The 16,515-nt window shown below is 38.0% G+C and carries 19 protein-coding genes; 15 read left to right on the top strand and 4 right to left on the bottom strand.

What is annotated here, in order from left to right; translation table 11 throughout:
- Positions 1–42: 42 nt before the first annotated feature.
- A complete protein-coding gene (locus tag LDL79_RS05945) occupies positions 43–675 on the bottom strand; it encodes a hypothetical protein (protein ID WP_225599527.1) in 633 nt (210 codons plus the stop codon).
- Between the two features lie 488 nt (positions 676–1,163).
- Positions 1,164–2,438: a branched-chain amino acid transport system II carrier protein gene (gene brnQ, locus LDL79_RS05940; protein WP_225599526.1), complete on the bottom strand. Its 1,275-nt coding sequence runs from the start codon at positions 2,436–2,438 to the stop codon at positions 1,164–1,166.
- 39 nt (positions 2,439–2,477) lie between these two features.
- Between brnQ and LDL79_RS05935 the strand changes: the two genes are divergently transcribed.
- Together LDL79_RS05935 and LDL79_RS05930 are read left to right on the top strand one after the other, a co-directional pair.
- A complete protein-coding gene (locus tag LDL79_RS05935; RefSeq protein ID WP_225599525.1) occupies positions 2,478–3,242 on the top strand; it encodes an alpha/beta fold hydrolase in 765 nt (254 codons plus the stop codon).
- Between the two features lie 203 nt (positions 3,243–3,445).
- Positions 3,446–3,691 (top strand): hypothetical protein, encoded by a 246-nt coding sequence (locus LDL79_RS05930; RefSeq protein WP_225599524.1) that lies wholly within the window; start codon positions 3,446–3,448, stop codon positions 3,689–3,691.
- 6 nt (positions 3,692–3,697) lie between these two features.
- Here the strand turns inward: LDL79_RS05930 and thiL are convergent, their stop codons facing one another.
- Positions 3,698–4,750 (bottom strand): thiamine-phosphate kinase, encoded by a 1,053-nt coding sequence (thiL, locus tag LDL79_RS05925; RefSeq protein WP_225599523.1) that lies wholly within the window; start codon positions 4,748–4,750, stop codon positions 3,698–3,700.
- 246 nt (positions 4,751–4,996) lie between these two features.
- Between thiL and LDL79_RS05920 the strand changes: the two genes are divergently transcribed.
- The 11 genes from LDL79_RS05920 (at position 4,997) to LDL79_RS05870 (ending at position 13,460) form a co-directional block, all read left to right on the top strand.
- Positions 4,997–5,326, top strand: coding sequence for a HesB/IscA family protein (locus LDL79_RS05920; protein WP_072982930.1), 330 nt, complete (start codon positions 4,997–4,999; stop codon positions 5,324–5,326).
- A 40-nt stretch (positions 5,327–5,366) separates the two neighbouring features.
- Positions 5,367–6,812, top strand: a complete 1,446-nt coding sequence (gene sufB / locus LDL79_RS05915; protein ID WP_225599522.1) for a Fe-S cluster assembly protein SufB — start codon at positions 5,367–5,369, stop codon at positions 6,810–6,812.
- A gap of 51 nt (positions 6,813–6,863) precedes the next feature.
- Positions 6,864–7,616 (top strand): Fe-S cluster assembly ATPase SufC, encoded by a 753-nt coding sequence (sufC, locus tag LDL79_RS05910; protein WP_072982934.1) that lies wholly within the window; start codon positions 6,864–6,866, stop codon positions 7,614–7,616.
- A 98-nt stretch (positions 7,617–7,714) separates the two neighbouring features.
- Positions 7,715–9,028, top strand: coding sequence for a Fe-S cluster assembly protein SufD (sufD, locus tag LDL79_RS05905; protein WP_225599521.1), 1,314 nt, complete (start codon positions 7,715–7,717; stop codon positions 9,026–9,028).
- 45 nt (positions 9,029–9,073) lie between these two features.
- On the top strand, positions 9,074–10,312 hold the full coding sequence (locus LDL79_RS05900; RefSeq protein ID WP_225599520.1) for an aminotransferase class V-fold PLP-dependent enzyme: 1,239 nt from the start codon (positions 9,074–9,076) through the stop codon (positions 10,310–10,312).
- A 66-nt stretch (positions 10,313–10,378) separates the two neighbouring features.
- The gene (locus LDL79_RS05895; RefSeq protein ID WP_167598222.1) at positions 10,379–10,774 is read left to right on the top strand and encodes an META domain-containing protein; all 396 of its coding nucleotides are present in this window, start codon (positions 10,379–10,381) and stop codon (positions 10,772–10,774) included.
- A gap of 12 nt (positions 10,775–10,786) precedes the next feature.
- Positions 10,787–11,215: a SufE family protein gene (locus LDL79_RS05890; protein WP_225599519.1), complete on the top strand. Its 429-nt coding sequence runs from the start codon at positions 10,787–10,789 to the stop codon at positions 11,213–11,215.
- A complete protein-coding gene (locus LDL79_RS05885) occupies positions 11,215–11,568 on the top strand; it encodes an SdpI family protein (protein ID WP_225599518.1) in 354 nt (117 codons plus the stop codon). Before LDL79_RS05890 ends, LDL79_RS05885 begins: the two co-directional genes overlap by 1 nt.
- A 4-nt stretch (positions 11,569–11,572) precedes the next feature.
- Positions 11,573–11,902 (top strand): DUF59 domain-containing protein, encoded by a 330-nt coding sequence (locus tag LDL79_RS05880; protein WP_167598220.1) that lies wholly within the window; start codon positions 11,573–11,575, stop codon positions 11,900–11,902.
- 12 nt (positions 11,903–11,914) lie between these two features.
- On the top strand, positions 11,915–12,418 hold the full coding sequence (locus tag LDL79_RS05875) for a DUF2480 family protein (RefSeq protein ID WP_225599517.1): 504 nt from the start codon (positions 11,915–11,917) through the stop codon (positions 12,416–12,418).
- 94 nt (positions 12,419–12,512) lie between these two features.
- Positions 12,513–13,460 (top strand): DUF3078 domain-containing protein, encoded by a 948-nt coding sequence (locus LDL79_RS05870; protein ID WP_225599516.1) that lies wholly within the window; start codon positions 12,513–12,515, stop codon positions 13,458–13,460.
- Between the two features lie 71 nt (positions 13,461–13,531).
- Here LDL79_RS05870 and hflX read toward each other — a convergent pair whose 3' ends face one another.
- Positions 13,532–14,752 carry a GTPase HflX gene (gene hflX / locus LDL79_RS05865; protein WP_072982948.1) on the bottom strand — a complete coding sequence of 407 codons (1,221 nt, stop codon included), beginning with the start codon at positions 14,750–14,752 and terminating at the stop codon, positions 13,532–13,534.
- A gap of 66 nt (positions 14,753–14,818) precedes the next feature.
- On the opposite strand from hflX, the gene LDL79_RS05860 reads away from it, so the two are divergent.
- Both LDL79_RS05860 and LDL79_RS05855 read left to right on the top strand, forming a co-directional pair.
- A complete protein-coding gene (locus tag LDL79_RS05860) occupies positions 14,819–15,547 on the top strand; it encodes a GLPGLI family protein (protein WP_225599515.1) in 729 nt (242 codons plus the stop codon).
- A gap of 236 nt (positions 15,548–15,783) precedes the next feature.
- Positions 15,784–16,515 (top strand): GLPGLI family protein, encoded by a 732-nt coding sequence (locus LDL79_RS05855; RefSeq protein ID WP_225599514.1) that lies wholly within the window; start codon positions 15,784–15,786, stop codon positions 16,513–16,515.

The raw sequence follows: 16,515 nt of genomic DNA, 5'->3' as shown, positions 1-16,515 counted from the left end.
CCCTTGAAATCGTTATTGATTTGTGGAGTGAAATTTGATGGGTTATAGGTAATGAAACCCCATTTTTTTTGAAAATAAACGCCCTCTTCTTTTAGCGGTTGTCCCAGATATTACACTAAAATCAAAATACGGTAATAATGCCGCCTCAGGGCCAGTATATGGGCTTACTCCACCATCCGTACTTAAATATATTTCAATGTAGTAATCTCCAGAGCCTGAATTGGGGTTGAAAACTATGGGAGTATACCCCGATGGAGTAGAGCCAGCAACGTTTGGACCAGCTACTGCTCTTTGATATGTATTAATAAATCCTGGAGCACCATTGGTCCGCGAAAAAGCAGATGGACCTGCAACAACTGTCCCATTTGGATTTTTAATACGATAATAAACTTGTGTGGAAGCATTAGGATTGCCATCAGTTCCTCTAAAGTACGGGTTAACTCCAAAGTACAAATTTTCATTGACGTCATCTGCAATATGAAAATATAATCTTTGGGATTCTGGGGAATTATAGCCGGGACCATAGGTATTTTGATCGATAAACATAGCCACTCCGTCATTTGGGTCAGGCATTACTTGCGCAGTACCTTCTTGCCCAAATAGCTTGGAAGTGATCAATCCTATAATAATAGATATTGAAAGTAAATGAAAAAATTTAGGGGTAATTTTATTCATATAAGCGTCGATTTTATTACTCGTAATATTTTTCTTACAAAAGTCTTATTCAAACATTAAAGCTATTAATATTTGTTGACAATCTTTTGCTTTTTGTTGATAAACAAGCTTTTTCTGTCGGTTAATTTACGTAATGTGTCGGTGAATGGTTTTGAGCTGGCTTTATTTGATAAGAAGAAATAATGGAATAAAATAGGTTTTTCTAACAAAAAAAATGAGGTTAATTGCCTTTAGGTGTATATTTTGTATGAATACGACTACATTTTTACTGTAAAACCTGTAGCTTTTAAAAAAGTGTTAAATTTTGTAGGGTTTTCTAAAATAAAAGCAAAAATTATTTTTTACTTGTAAAAAATAACAATAGCAACCTAAGTTATTATCTTATAGCTTGTTAAAAGTGTGTTTGATACCTTTAATCTGTAAAACGTTTTACGAAATCTTACAATAAATGCATTAAAATCGGTATTTGTAACGTTTGGGTATATAACTTAGCTGGGTTTCATCGCCAGTTGTGCCACGCTACCTAGTGTATAACAAACTACCGTAGGAATAAACCATGCCACTCCATAATCAGATAATGGTAAAAGTTGTTGTAGGGGAGTAAGGGTTTCGATATTTATGCTTTGTAAAAATTCGGGGATGCTAAAAAGAATACATCCCAATACTGTAACTCTAAATACCAAAGTTGAGGCATAGCGTTCAGGAATGGCATTCAACAAAATTAAAGTAATTACTAAAGGGTAAATAAAAGCCAATATTGGAACTCCAATTGTAATGATATAGGAGACTCCGGTCTGCCCGATTATGATACCGGCAATGCAGGCTAATGTTACTGTTAGCGGGTAGATGGTTTTATTGCTTCGATTTAAACCTTGAAAGAAATCTGCAGTTCCGGTAACTACCCCTACAGCAGTTGTAAAACAGGCAAGAGCTACTAAAATGGAGAGTACAATATTTCCGGAGCTTCCCAAAGCTTCATAACTTAAAAGAGTAAGTAAATCTGTGCGCGACGGTTCTTCAGTTAAATTTGAAAACAGAGAACCGGCATAGATCAGCCCGGTATAAATAAGAAGCAAACCTATTCCGGCTATGAATGCAGCTTTAAAAAGGACTTTTCTTTTTTCGCCAACCGAACTTCCTTTGAATTTTATTTTTAAAGAGATTATGGCTAGCGCACCAATAACAATGGCGCCAATCGCATCATAGGTTTGATAACCTTCGAGAATCCCGGTGCTTACTACGTTAGTAATATGTTTATCATTCGCAATTGGTATTTCGGCAAGACAAAGGATTGCGATAATGGTGACTAAGATTAGCAAAAGCAGAGGCGTAAGATATTTACCCAAAAGGTCTAGCAGTTTTGACCGATTTAAAGCGCTTAGTAGGACCAATCCAAAATATATTGCGCTAGAAGTAAGCGAATTGATCTCAAAATAGGGCTCAATGGCCATTTCATAGGTCACAGAAGCTGTTCGAGGGCCGGGCAATGTAACCGAAACCAGATACACTAGAATGCAAAATACGGTGCTGAACACCGGGTGAATTTTAGTCGCAAAATCGAGAAGCGTTCCTTGTAAGCGAGCGTGCGCTATAACACCTAGTATAGGTATAAATACTGCGGAAATGAAAAAACCTAAGGTAACCAGAAGCCAGTGGGTGCCGCTTAAATAGCCTAAATAGGGCGGAAGAATTAAATTTCCTGCTCCAAAAAATAATGAGAATATTGCAAAACCTGTAACGAGTACTTCTTTGTTAAAACGCATATTGCTTGTAACTTTCAAACCGAAAGATAAAATAAAACGATGCCAAATATAATTGAAAACACCCTATTTTATGAGGAATTTGGGAATGGACCTGCAATGCTCTTGCTTCATGGATTTTTAGAAAACCGAAAGATGTGGATGCCGTTTGTGCCTGAATTATCTAAGAAACATCGGTTGATTTTAATTGATTTGCCGGGGCACGGTAAAAGCGATGTTTTAAAGGGAGCGCAAACTTTAGCGCTAATGGCAGGAGAACTAAAAAAGCTAGTTGATCACCTTCAATTGAAAGACTTAAAATTCGTGGGACATTCTATGGGTGGTTATGTAGCCTTGACCTACGCGCAACGGTTTCCGGAAGATATAAGCGGAATTTGTTTGCTCAATTCGACACCTAAGGCAGATACCGTCGAGCGCGTTGCATTACGTGAACATGGAATTACTGTAGCTAGAAAAAACTATCACGCTTTAGTATCTATGTCAGTGGCTAACCTATTTTCACAGCATTTAAGAAGTCGGTTAACCGAAGCGATACAAATTACAAAGCAAGAAGCGCTACAGACTCCGCTTGAAGGTTATATCAATTCTCAAAAGGCGATGGCTATAAGAGACGATTCCACAGAATTCTGGAAAAACGGAAGTTTTAAAAAAATGATGATTTTAGGCGCTCAAGACACCTTGATTCGTGCTGAAGATTTGAAAAACGAGTTTATGGAATATGATGTGCAAATAGACGTTTTAGAGGGCGGCCATATGCTTACCATTGAAAATTTTAAGGGGGTATTGGCAATATTGAAGCAATTTTAAAGTTGTAAACCCGTATTGTTTCTTATAAAGTTCTGAATAGGAGGCCGAAATTTTACCAGATTAAAGATTTACTGCTTCCATTTTAAGGATTTTTCAAAATAAATAGCGCATTGCAGGAAATAGGTCTTTTAAACGTATAAAAAATGCTTTTTAACGTTTATTTTGTTAAATTCGTCAAGCTAACTTCATAAAATTCCCTTAAAATGAATTTACAAAGCCCTACGAGAAATCCATTAAAGCGATTACGGTGTAAACTTTTTGGTCACAATTATAATTTATTGCGCCAGTATCAAACCAACAAAAAGGAATATGAATGCTCTTGTTGTAGACAGCAATTTACAGAAGATGAGCATGGTTATCTTGCCCCATTAACCCCAAAGTTGCGACGCATCAATGAGGTTATGGAGAAGTTTTACCTCTTCAAGCACGCACGTAGGCAGTCTGCTTAAAATAAATTATTCTTCATTTTTAAGTGCATTCCATCCTCTAGCTACAATAGGTATTGAGGTGTTTGCTCTCGTAATTAAATTCATTCCGTCGTGCTCCGGCGACACGTGGCCGATCACTGTAAGGTGTGGGTTTCCTTTAATCTTATCGTAATCCTCCTGTTTAATGGTGAATAAGAGTTCATAATCTTCACCACCGCTCAAGGCTACCGTGGTGCTATCAAGTTCAAACTCCTCGCAAGTCTGAATGAGTTGCGGATCGAGTGGAATTTTCTCTTCATAAAGCCTGATTCCGGTCTTAGAGCTTTTACATAGATGAATAATCTCAGAAGAGAGTCCGTCGCTGATGTCTATCATTGAAGTAGGCAGTACCTCAATCTTCTTTAGTAATTCTACGATGTCTTTACGGGCTTCCGGTTTTAGTTGACGTTCTACCAAATAAGCGTAGGGTTCTAAATCAGGTTGCGCATTGGGGTTGACTTTATATACTTGTTTTTCGCGCTCTAAAACCTGAAGTCCCATATATGAAGCACCTAAATCACCTGAAACAACGAGCAGATCACCATCTTTTGCACCGCTTCTTTTCACGATCTGTTTTGGTTCTGCCTGGCCTAATGCAGTCACGCTGATTAAGAGTCCTGTTGTGCTTGATGTGGTATCGCCGCCAATCAGATCAACGTTATAAATAGAGCAAGCGAGTTCAATTCCTGCGTAAAGTTCTTCAAGCGCTTCCAAAGGAAACCGATTAGATACTGCAATTGAAACGGTGATCTGAGTAGCTTTGGCATTCATAGCATAGACGTCAGATAAATTTACCATAACAGCCTTGTATCCTAAATGTTTCAGCGGCATAAAACTCAAATCAAAATGCACACCTTCAACCAATAGATCAGTAGTGACTACAAGTTGGTTCTCCTTTGGGTCAATTACCGCGGCATCATCCCCAATGCCGGTTACGGTGCTTGATTGCTTGATTTTAAACGTTTGGGTAAGGTGATTTATTAAACCAAATTCTCCCAGATCGCTTAGTGAAGTGCGTGATTCATCTTTATTTTCAAACATAACAGTTTCTTTAAAAGCGCAAATTTAATGGGAATAAATCAAAAGCAAGCACCAGACTCCTTTAAATAATCGAAGTGCGTTTTTGTATAATTTTGATCTAATCTGAATTTAGAATAGAAGTTTACAGTGATGTGCTGCCGTGGAGAATTATATATATTTAGTCTATAAAAGCATAAAATAGTTTAATGTAAGGATGTATGGTAAAACCCTACTTAAATGGTATATTTGCAACAAGTAAAATGAATTATGATTAAAGTAAGTGAAAGCGCAAAAAAGAAGATAGCTGTTCTTATGACTGAGGATGGTTATGATCCTAGCACAGACTATGTTAGGGTTGGCGTGAAGAGTGGTGGATGCAGTGGCTTATCATATGATTTGAAATTCGATAAGAGTAAAGCTGAAGAAGACAAACTCTTTGAAGATAACAACATAAAGTTAATAGTAGATAAGCGCAGTTTTCTCTACTTGATTGGTACCACGCTTGAATATAGCGGCGGGTTAAATGGTAAGGGTTTTGTCTTTAATAACCCTAACGCACAACGTACCTGCGGTTGTGGAGAAAGTTTTTCATTGTAATTAGATTAAACCTGTTTTTATAACAGATTAGATAAAGTATATGGCGTACACAGAAGACGACTTAGAGAAAGAATTAGCCACCAAAGAATATAAATACGGCTTTTATACAGATATTGAATCTGAAACTTTTCCGGTTGGGCTTAACGAGGATATTGTGAGAGCGATTTCTAAGAAAAAAGAAGAGCCTGAATGGATGACCGAATGGCGTATTGAAGCTTTCAGATATTGGCAAACGCTTGAGGAGCCAGAATGGGCTAATGTGCATTATGAGAAACCTGATTTTCAGAATATCTCGTACTACTCGGCGCCTTCAAAAAAGCCGAAGTACGATAGTCTTGATGAGGTTGATCCTGAATTGTTAGATACATTTAAACGTTTAGGTATTTCTATCGATGAGCAAAAGAAACTTGCCGGTGTGGCAGTTGATGTTGTGATGGATTCAGTTTCGGTAACTACTACTTTCAAGAAAACGCTAGCGGAAAAGGGAATTATTTTCTGTTCTATTTCTGAAGCGATCAAGGAACACCCTGAGCTGGTTAAGAAATACATTGGTACAGTAGTTCCTAAAAAAGATAACTTCTATGCTGCTTTGAATAGTGCTGTTTTTAGTGATGGTTCCTTCTGTTATATTCCTAAAGGCGTACGTTGCCCAATGGAACTTTCAACGTATTTCAGAATTAACCAAGCAGGAACCGGTCAATTTGAACGCACGCTTGTAGTTGCAGATGGAGGCAGTTATGTGAGTTACTTAGAAGGCTGTACGGCGCCATCTCGTGATGAAAATCAATTGCACGCTGCAGTTGTTGAATTGATTGCACTAGATGATGCAGAGATTAAATATTCTACTGTACAAAACTGGTATCCGGGTAACGATCAAGGAAAGGGTGGTGTTTACAATTTTGTGACCAAGCGCGGGCTTTGCGAGAAAAATGCGAAGATTTCTTGGACACAAGTTGAAACCGGTAGTGCTGTAACGTGGAAATATCCAAGTTGTGTGTTGAAAGGAGATAACTCGATTGGTGAATTTTACTCGATCGCGGTTACTAACAATTTTCAGCAGGCAGATACGGGTACTAAGATGATTCACTTAGGTAAGAATACGAAGAGTACGATCATTTCTAAAGGTATTTCGGCTGGGCAATCTCAAAACAGTTATCGCGGTTTGGTTCAAATCAATAGCAGAGCAGAAAATGCGCGTAACTTCTCACAGTGTGATTCGCTATTAATGGGGAATAAATGTGGTGCACATACCTTCCCGTATATCGAAGCTAAAAATAAATCGGCTAAAGTAGAGCACGAGGCGACTACCAGTAAAATTGGTGAAGACCAAATTTTTTACTGTAACCAACGTGGAATTGACACTGAAAAAGCAATTGCGTTGATCGTTAATGGTTTTAGTAAAGAAGTACTAAACAAACTTCCGATGGAGTTTGCGGTAGAAGCTCAAAAATTATTGGAAATTTCACTTGAAGGTTCCGTAGGATAAAATAAAATAAGAACATCAGAAAAAGGCATCGAAGCCCAAAGAATATAGAATATGTTAGAGATAAAAAATCTGAATGCAGGTATAGAAGATAAAGACATTCTAAAAGGAATTGATCTTAAAGTTAACGCAGGTGAAGTGCACGCTATTATGGGGCCTAACGGGTCAGGTAAAAGTACTTTATCGTCTGTTATTGCCGGTAAAGAGGAATATGAGGTAAACGGCGGAGATATTATTTTCGAGGGTGAGTCTATGCTCGAATTAGATGCTGAAGAACGTGCGCACAAAGGTGTGTTTTTATCTTTTCAGTATCCGGTAGAGATCCCCGGAGTATCGGTTACCAATTTTATCAAAACAGCGATCAACGAAACGCGTAAAGCTAAAGGTCTTGAAGATATGCCGGCAAGCGATATGCTAAAAATGATTCGTGAGAAATCTGAATTATTAGAGATTGATCGTAAGTTTTTATCACGCTCATTAAACGAAGGTTTTTCGGGTGGAGAGAAAAAACGTAACGAGATCTTTCAGATGGCGATGTTAGAGCCAAAATTGGCTATTCTTGACGAGACTGATTCAGGATTAGATATTGATGCATTGCGTATCGTTTCTAATGGTGTAAACAAACTACGTAGTAAAGATAACGCAGTAGTAGTGATCACGCACTATCAGCGTCTTCTAGAGTACATTGTTCCTGATTTTGTACACGTTTTAGTAGATGGAAAAATCGTAAAATCTGGCGGAAAAGAATTAGCTCTTGAGTTAGAAGAAAAAGGGTACGATTGGGTAAAAGCGGAGCTTACTGCTTAGTGCGTTCAAGTTTAAATACGCTTGAACATTAAAATGTATAAAGTTGTTAGAGTGAAAGTGACTTTTGACTTTTTCGACTTTGAATATTAAATTGAATTATGAGTTTAAAAGATAAATTATTATCATCATACTTGACTTTTCAAGAGAATACATCTTTTGATAACAGTATTCTTGATATTAAAGATCAGGCTATAAAGGTCTTTGAGGCTGAAGGTTTTCCGAGTAAAAAAGATGAAAACTGGAAGTATACTTCATTAAATTCAGTTACAAAGCCTGATTACAGCTTGGCAGCAACCGGTGATGATGCGATTGAATTTAAAGATGTAAAACAATATTTTCTAAATGATATTGACACCTTTAAGATCGTATTTATTGATGGTGTTTACAGTTCGTATCTTTCTGAAACTACACACGATGGTGTTGATGTTTGTCTCTTGAGTTCAGCGCTTACTAAGCCTAAGTTCAAGCAGGTTATTGATGTGTATTTTAATAAAATTGCCAAGAACGAAAGTCTTACTGCTTTAAATACTGCTTTTGCTAAAGAGGGTGCTTACATCTATGTGCCTAAGAGTATGGCGGTAAATAAACCTATACAAATCGTGCATTTATCAACCGGTAATGAAGCAAATCTTATGCTTCAACCGCGTAACTTAATTGTTGCTGAAGAGAACGCCGAAGTACAAGTGATTGAGCGTCATCAGAGTTTAAGCTCAAATGCTGTATTTACCAATTCTGTTACTGAAATTTATGCGGGTAAACACGCTCGTGTAGACTATTATAAGATCCAAAATGATAAAGAAAATGCGTCGTTAATTGATAATACGCATATTGATCAGCAGGAGTCTAGTGAGGTTTCGGTACATACCTTCTCTTTTGGTGGAAAGCTTACCCGTAATAATTTGAATTATTACCAGAATGGCGAGCACATCAACTCTATTCTAAAAGGGGTTACCATCATTGAAGATAAGCAGCACGTAGATCATAATACTTTAGTACACCACAAACAGCCTAACTGCGAAAGTCATCAAGATTACAAAGGTATTTTTGATGATAAGTCTACCGGAGTTTTCAATGGTAAGGTGGTTGTAGATGCTATTGCGCAAAAGATCAATGCGTACCAATCTAATAATAACATTTTGGTTAGCGATAAAGCTTCGATCAACTCAAAACCTCAGTTAGAGATTTTTGCCGATGATGTTCGTTGTTCACACGGTTGTACCATTGGTCAGCTTGATGAAGATGCTTTATTCTATATGCGTACCCGTGGAATTGGTAAGAAAGAAGGTAGAGCATTATTGATGTATGCTTTTGCTAACAATGTTTTAGAAAGTGTAAAAATTCCACAGCTAAAAGCACGCATCACCAATCTTATTGCCGAAAAACTAGGCGTTAATATTGGTTTTGATCTCTAGACAAGGCTTTTTTGTCTTGTAAGTAACTCGTCAAAAATTGTACATATGGCTACTGCTAGTACCACATCAACCTTAGATGTCTTAAGAATACGCGAAGATTTTCCTATTCTAAACCGAAAGGTTAACGGGCAGCCATTGGTTTATTTTGATAATGCTGCGACTTCTCAGACGCCACAGCAAGTGATCGATGTGATCGTTGATTATTATTCTAAATATAACGCAAACATACACCGAGGGGTGCACGCCTTATCGCAAGAAGCTACCGATGCTTATGAGCAGGCGCGTATAAAATTGCAAAAGCATTTTAATATCCCTAACGCGTATCAAACGCTTTTTACTTCGGGGACCACACACGGGATCAACATTGTAGCTTCAGGGTTTGCTGAGATTTTAAAAGCGGGAGACGAGATTATTGTTTCGGCATTAGAGCATCACTCTAATATTGTGCCGTGGCAAATGCTTTGCGAAAAAACCGGTGCGACGCTTAAAGTCATCCCAATGACTACAAGTGGCGAACTTGACATGGATGGGTTTGACGCCGTGCTTTCAGAGAAGACCAAATTGGTTTTTGTCAATCACGTGAGTAATGCTTTAGGAACTGTAAACCCTATTGAGGAGATCATCACCAAAACCCACCAAGTTGGTGGTGCTGTATTAGTTGATGGGGCGCAAGCTTCACCACATATTAAAGCAGATGTTCAAGCTTTGGATGTAGATTTTTACGTTGTTTCCGGACATAAAATGTGCGGTCCTACAGGAATAGGGATGCTTTATGGAAAGGAAGAATGGCTTGAAAAACTTCCCCCGTATCAAGGAGGTGGAGAAATGATTGACCAAGTTACTTTTGAAAAAACTACTTATGCAGGATTACCTCATAAGTTTGAAGCGGGGACTCCCAATATTTGTGGCGGAATAGCTTTTGGTGCAGCCATTGATTATATGAATGCCATAGGCTTTGAGCATATTGCTGCTTATGAGCACGAGTTACTCACTTACGCAACACAAAAACTTCAAGAGATCGAAGGATTGCGCATCTATGGTGAGTCTAAACATAAGACGGCTGTAATCTCATTCAATATTGGTGACATTCACCCGTATGATATCGGCACTATCTTAGACAAGTTGGGTGTTGCGGTGCGTACTGGTCATCATTGTGCACAACCAATTATGGATTTCTACAAAATTCCCGGAACGGTTAGAGCTTCGTTTTCTTTCTACAACACTAAAGAGGAAATAGATATTTTTGTGAATGCTGTGCGCAAGGCAAAAAGTATGTTGGGCTAAATTTAACCTTTAGTCTGGTGCATGTTTAAGCGATTACTAGTAATTTCACTCTTAAAACGTTAAGATATGAAAACATTTGCAGTGATGTTGCTTCTAGTATTTGTAAGTTTTAGTGCTTGTAAATCAACCGATAAGAAAATTAAAGGACCTAAAGGAGAATATATTGTAGCCTCTATCAAAAAAGATACGGTTGCAGGGAAAGAGATTCAACTGATCTTTGATGAAGAAAAAGGTCAAGTGAGTGGTAAAGCCGTTTGTAACTCCTATAGCGCCACTTATGTGGTTAGCGGAAATAATATTAAGTTTTCGCCGGCAGTATCGACTAAGATGATGTGCCCTGAAGGAACTTCTATTGAATATAATTTTTTTCAGGCTTTATTAAATGCGAAAACCTTTAGTCTTAAGAGCAATAAATTAAGTCTTTTAGATGCTGAAGAGCAACCTATATTGATTGCAAAATAAGTTTAAACACCTATGAGTAGTATTCAAGATATACAACAAGAGATTATTGAAGAGTTTGAAATGTTTGACGACTGGATGCAGCGTTATGAATATATGATCGAGTTGGGAAAATCACTGCCGCTGATAGATGAAAAATACAAAACCGAAGAATATATCATTAAAGGATGTCAAAGTAAGGTTTGGGTCCACGCAGATTTAAAGGATGATAATATAGAATTTACGGCAGATAGTGATGCGATCATCACAAAAGGGATCATCGCTATTTTAATTCGTTCTTTTTCAGGCCAGCCGCCGCAAGCCATTCTCGATGCCGATACTTCTTTTATTGATAAGATCGGGTTAAAAGAACACTTGTCGCCAACGCGTGCTAACGGTTTGGTGAGTATGATCAAACAGATAAAATTATACGCAGTGGCCTATCAGGCAAAAGCAGAATCCTGATGCATTGGGAAAACGCTTTAACATTGACCGGCGGTATTTGCGGACTCGTGTTTGTTGTCGTTGGGGTTTTAATGTACCGTTTTCCACCTAAAAAGATCAACCATTTTTACGGGTATCGAACTTCAAAGTCCATGAAATCTCAAGACCGTTGGGATTTTGCGCAAAAGTTCTCTTCTGTAAAAATGATTAAGGCTGGGGTTGCATTACTCATATTGGCCGTTCTGGGTGCTTTTGTCAATTTAGATTTTAACCCGAAGATTCAAATGTTTTTAACCCTATTGTTGATTATAGGTTCCGTTATATATTTACTTTTAGGCACCGAAAAAGCCTTAGACAAACGATTTAAAGAATAATACCATGAGCGATACAAAAGAAATAGACACTCAAGAATTGGGAGAGAAAGTAGTACGTGTGCTTAAAACGATCTATGACCCAGAGATTCCTGTAGATATTTATGAGTTAGGATTGATCTATGATGTTTTTGTTAATGAAGATTACGAGACTAAGATTTTGATGACTTTAACAACGCCTAACTGTCCGGTGGCAGAAACTTTACCGGTTGAAGTTGAAGAAAAAGTAAAGACCATTGATATGGTTAAAGATTGTGAGGTTGAGATCACCTTTGATCCACCTTGGAGTCAAGATTTGATGAGTGACGAAGCAAAGCTAGAATTAGGCTTGCTTTAAAAGTTAATAGCTATGGAAGAAATCATAAATAGAGTCGCAAACAGCAAGCTTAAAACCTTTGATCTTGAAGATCTTTATCCTTCAGGACGCAGAGCGACGCTAGATATCTCGCAGTGGCTGTTAGAAGGATTTATTCTGAAAGAAAAAGAATTTAGAGCAAGTCTTAAGGATTATGACTGGTCTGCTTATGAACATGCTTTTGTTGCGCTGCATTGCAGCACAGATGCAATCGTGCCGGCTTGGGCGTATATGTTAGTGACTACCTATCTTCAGCCAATTGCAAAAAAAGTGATTGTAGGTACGCTAGAAGACCTTGAAAGTTTGTTATATACCGAGATCATTGCTGAATTAGATGTAGCTCCTTACGAGAACCAACTGGTGATCGTTAAAGGTTGTTCTAATAAACCGGTGCCTCAAAATGCTTATATATTGCTTACGCAAAAACTACAAAAAGTAGCTAAAAGCCTGATGTTTGGCGAGGCCTGCTCTTCAGTACCGCTGTATAAAGCAAAATAACTAATTTTCGGTTTTAGTCTTTTTTCTCAAATGTAGTGACCACCTATGTTTTTTGGGTGAAGTATCTTTGCTTCAAATCTGAAAAATCAGCACTATGAGAAAATTAGTATTCCTATTCTTTTTAGCCTGCTCTGTAAGCGGAGTAGTTGCTCAGGAGAAAACAGAACAAGAGCTTAAAGAAGAGATCGCTCCTAAAAAAGCCGAAATCGCAAAACTGCAAAAAGAAGTCAACGCACTGCAATCGCAAATTGACAATCTTCCGGGTTGGAAATTTGGTGCTTTCGGTACTATTGGTGCTAATTTCAGCTGGTTCAATAGTTGGTATTCTCAGGGAAATCCTAATGTATCTTCAGCAACCATTGGTGCCACTGTAAATGCTTTCGCCAATAAAAAAGATGAAAAGTATTTCTGGAGAAATGCAATGAATCTCAATCTGGGTTGGGTAAAGTTTGACGATCGCGATGATCCGGACGATGATGATAGCTTCCGCAACGCGACAGATGTATTTAATATCAGTTCGTTATACGGTTACAAGTTAAGTGAAAAACTGGCAGTATCAGGTCTTGGTGAATATAGAACCACAATTCTTGACAACTTTAATGATCCCGGTTATCTAGACTTGGGTGTCGGTATGACATGGACGCCGATCACTAATCTTACTGTGGTAGTACATCCTATCAAGTACAACTTTGTGTTTAGCGATGAAGACACCATTTTTGAATCCTCTTTAGGGGCGAAGATCGTGGCAGATTATACGCGTCAGATCGGTAAGATTGCATTTAAATCTAACCTTTCTGCATTTCAAAGCTACAAGAGTAGTAATTATTCAAACTTCACTTGGATCAACTCGTTCAACTATAAATTGTTTGGCAAAGTTGGTGTAGGTTTTGAGTTTGGTTTAAGAGGAAACAAACAAGAAAACCTAGATTACGCATTAGGAGAATATGTTGACAACGGAAGCACAGGTACAGAGCCTACGTTTGACAACTTAGACAGCCAACTTCAATCTTATTATTTATTAGGATTGACCTATGCATTCTAAAAAGCATTCTATTGTATAAAAAAACCCGATGCAGAAAGCATCGGGTTTTTTTATTTAAAATCTAAAATACGCTATTCTTCTTCGCCGTAAGCGTCGTACTCAGGATATAAGAAGTTATTATAAGGGAAACGCGTAATGTGAATTTCACGAACGCGATCGTAAACCTTTTTGCGGAAAGCTTCCATATTATCTTTATTTAATGCCGAAATAAAAATGGCATCGCCGTCTACACGGGACATCCACGTGCGTTCCCATTCCTCGAGCGTAAAATGCTCTTCGGTACGCTCAGTAACCAGATCATCTTCATCAATGGTTTTATGTGTGTATTGATCTATTTTATTAAAGACCATCAGCATCGGCTTGTCTGAACCACCTATCTCATCCATAATTTGGTTCACCGAAGCGATATGATCTTCAAACTGTGGGTGTGAGATATCGACAACGTGCAGTAATAGATCGGCTTCGCGCACCTCGTCTAAGGTGCTTTTAAAGGATTCTACCAGCTGCGTAGGCAGTTTTCTAATAAACCCAACCGTATCACTCAATAAAAACGGAAGGTTGCGAATAACCACTTTTCTCACGGTAGTATCCAGCGTAGCAAAAAGCTTATTTTCTGCGAAAACTTCACTTTTGCTTATCGTGTTCATCAATGTAGATTTCCCAACATTGGTGTATCCTACCAAAGCGACACGCACTAAAGCACCGCGGTTTCCTCGCTGTATAGCTTGTTGCTTGTCGATCTTTTCAAGTTTCTTTTTAAGTAACGAAATACGATCACGAACTATACGACGGTCGGTTTCAATTTCGGTTTCACCCGGTCCGCGCATCCCGATACCTCCTCGTTGACGCTCAAGGTGCGTCCACATCCCGGCAAGGCGTGGCAGCAAATATTCATATTGCGCCAGCTCTACTTGAGTACGCGCATAACTCGTTTGTGCGCGTTGCGCAAAAATATCAAGGATCAGGTTGGTTCGGTCAATGACCTTACACTTTAAGATCTTTTCAATATTCTTCTGCTGGGCAGGGCTCAATTCATCATCAAAAATTGCAGTTCCTATTTCATACTGGTCTACGTACGCACGCACCTCTTCCATCTTTCCGGTACCAATAAAAGTTTTGGGATTTGGAGTATCCATCTTTTGGGTAAAGCGTTTGAGCACTTCACCACCTGCCGTGTACGCAAGAAACTCGAGTTCGTCAAGATATTCCGTCGCTTTCTCTTCGTCCTGAAACTGTGTAATTAAACCGATCAATACGGTTTTTTCATATTCTATTTTAGTCTCTTCAATCATAAATAAAAGTAAGCTGCAAAGATACGGATTTAGAAGCTAAATTTATTTTGTGTAGCTTTAATCAAGATGCTGAAAATCAATATACTTTTATTCCTACTGCTATTTTGTGCTGGTCTTAATACCCAAGCTCAGAAGAACAACTCTGGTGTCGCTGTTTATAGGGTTTATCCTAATATGAAGCGAGTGGAAGATTTATCCCCAAAAAATAGCATTTATGCAGAAATAAAGGATGCTTTAAATCATCTGGATCAATTGCAGTACAAGCTGTATTTTAATACGGAAATAGCCTATTATGACATAGAAGAACAGCTGGCTAATGAACGTCATCCTGCAGTTCAGAATGCAGCAAAACTAGCCCGGAACACGCCATTCTATACACTTCAGCCTTCTGGCGAATCCTTCAATAAAATAGAATTTATGGGGGATGACTATCTTATTGCCCAGAAGTGTTCTGAGTATGCTTGGGAGATTCAGCAGGAAACCAAAATAATTCAAGGGTATACGTGTCATAAAGCAACAAGTATTATTGAAGGACCCAATGAAGAAGCGCTTGAAATTATCGCTTATTTCTGTCCACAACTATCTTTTAATTATGGTCCTAAAGGATATTGCGGATTGCCGGGAATGATTTTGTATCTGGAAGATCATCTTGTGATCTATGAAATGACTGAGCTGCAATTTGAACCCATCGATGCTATTGTATTTGAAAAAAATGGGATTGTAAAAACACGAGAAGGTTTTAGCAAATATGTAGATTCACTAGCGACGGCAACTTTTGGATGGCGAAAAAACTGAACTATACGTATTTAAATGAAAGCACTTTTAATAATTTTTAGTCATTTTTGTGTGCTTTGTGGGGGCAGACCGAAGCCTATTTAGAGGTTATATTTAATGCTGAGCGCATTACGCCAATAGATTACGCTAAGATCACAAATTTGATGATCATTGTGAAAAAATTTAGGATTTAATGTGCTTTATATTAATCTTTTGATTAAATCAAACTAATTATTTAGTTTATAAAGATGTTTCCTATGAAAAATAAGTATTGCATTTACTTGCTACTTGTACTACCGTTCTTGAGCGTTGCTCAAGCTCTTCAAGGTAGCGTGATCTATAAAAAAGAACCGGTGGCTAGTGAGAAGCATATTGGGCCAATAGTTTTTGTAAGTAACAAACCGATAAAAAGTGTCTATGATGCGCTACGGTACGAACTTAAATTTAATGCTAAGGAAGCGCTTTTTAGTATGATTGATAATATGGAGCGTGATGACAATAGGTTTAATAGCTATGTGTTTCGTTCAGGAGGTGGGAATGGAACATATTATACATCTTTAGATTGTAATTATTCATTACGTCAAGTTGAATACATAGGCGAATTGTTTTTAGTAAAAATGGATCATCCTACGTTTACTATTACCAATGAGACTAAAATAATTGGTAATTATGAGTGTAGACAAGCTATTGTTACGGGTATTAATAAAGCTCCGAATAAAGACTTAAAAGATACGCAGTATGCCTATTCTGTATGGTTTACACCTGATATACCTGTTGCATTGGGGCCCATTCATTTTGATGGTTTTCCGGGCTTGGTATTACAGGTAGACCTTGGTCCCATACGTTGGACCGCAACAGAATTAAATCTTAGTACAGAAGACGATATCATAATAGAAAAACCAGTTAAAGGAATTCCTATTGCACAGAAAGATCTTGGAAGTACTACAAGGAAAATGCTACAGGCAATGGGGGCTCCTTCTGATAAATAG

The organism is Leeuwenhoekiella palythoae (genome assembly GCF_020310025.1).
Taxonomy (GTDB): Bacteria; Bacteroidota; Bacteroidia; order Flavobacteriales; family Flavobacteriaceae; genus Leeuwenhoekiella; species Leeuwenhoekiella palythoae.
Note: the sequence above shows the minus strand (reverse complement) of the source record. Positions and strands in the feature narration are given on the sequence as shown.

Coding starts and splice junctions, on each gene's coding strand:
- sufC (WP_072982934.1), top strand. CDS start 6,864: ATGTTAGAGATAAAAAATCTGAATGCAGGTATAGAAGATAAAGACATT.
- LDL79_RS05895 (WP_167598222.1), top strand. CDS start 10,379: ATGAAAACATTTGCAGTGATGTTGCTTCTAGTATTTGTAAGTTTTAGT.
- sufD (WP_225599521.1), top strand. CDS start 7,715: ATGAGTTTAAAAGATAAATTATTATCATCATACTTGACTTTTCAAGAG.
- LDL79_RS05885 (WP_225599518.1), top strand. CDS start 11,215: ATGCATTGGGAAAACGCTTTAACATTGACCGGCGGTATTTGCGGACTC.
- LDL79_RS05945 (WP_225599527.1), bottom strand. CDS start 675: ATGAATAAAATTACCCCTAAATTTTTTCATTTACTTTCAATATCTATT.
- LDL79_RS05900 (WP_225599520.1), top strand. CDS start 9,074: ATGGCTACTGCTAGTACCACATCAACCTTAGATGTCTTAAGAATACGC.
- LDL79_RS05920 (WP_072982930.1), top strand. CDS start 4,997: ATGATTAAAGTAAGTGAAAGCGCAAAAAAGAAGATAGCTGTTCTTATG.
- LDL79_RS05880 (WP_167598220.1), top strand. CDS start 11,573: ATGAGCGATACAAAAGAAATAGACACTCAAGAATTGGGAGAGAAAGTA.
- sufB (WP_225599522.1), top strand. CDS start 5,367: ATGGCGTACACAGAAGACGACTTAGAGAAAGAATTAGCCACCAAAGAA.
- LDL79_RS05935 (WP_225599525.1), top strand. CDS start 2,478: ATGCCAAATATAATTGAAAACACCCTATTTTATGAGGAATTTGGGAAT.
- brnQ (WP_225599526.1), bottom strand. CDS start 2,438: ATGCGTTTTAACAAAGAAGTACTCGTTACAGGTTTTGCAATATTCTCA.
- LDL79_RS05855 (WP_225599514.1), top strand. CDS start 15,784: ATGAAAAATAAGTATTGCATTTACTTGCTACTTGTACTACCGTTCTTG.
- LDL79_RS05870 (WP_225599516.1), top strand. CDS start 12,513: ATGAGAAAATTAGTATTCCTATTCTTTTTAGCCTGCTCTGTAAGCGGA.
- LDL79_RS05860 (WP_225599515.1), top strand. CDS start 14,819: ATGCTGAAAATCAATATACTTTTATTCCTACTGCTATTTTGTGCTGGT.
- hflX (WP_072982948.1), bottom strand. CDS start 14,752: ATGATTGAAGAGACTAAAATAGAATATGAAAAAACCGTATTGATCGGT.
- LDL79_RS05875 (WP_225599517.1), top strand. CDS start 11,915: ATGGAAGAAATCATAAATAGAGTCGCAAACAGCAAGCTTAAAACCTTT.
- thiL (WP_225599523.1), bottom strand. CDS start 4,750: ATGTTTGAAAATAAAGATGAATCACGCACTTCACTAAGCGATCTGGGA.
- LDL79_RS05930 (WP_225599524.1), top strand. CDS start 3,446: ATGAATTTACAAAGCCCTACGAGAAATCCATTAAAGCGATTACGGTGT.
- LDL79_RS05890 (WP_225599519.1), top strand. CDS start 10,787: ATGAGTAGTATTCAAGATATACAACAAGAGATTATTGAAGAGTTTGAA.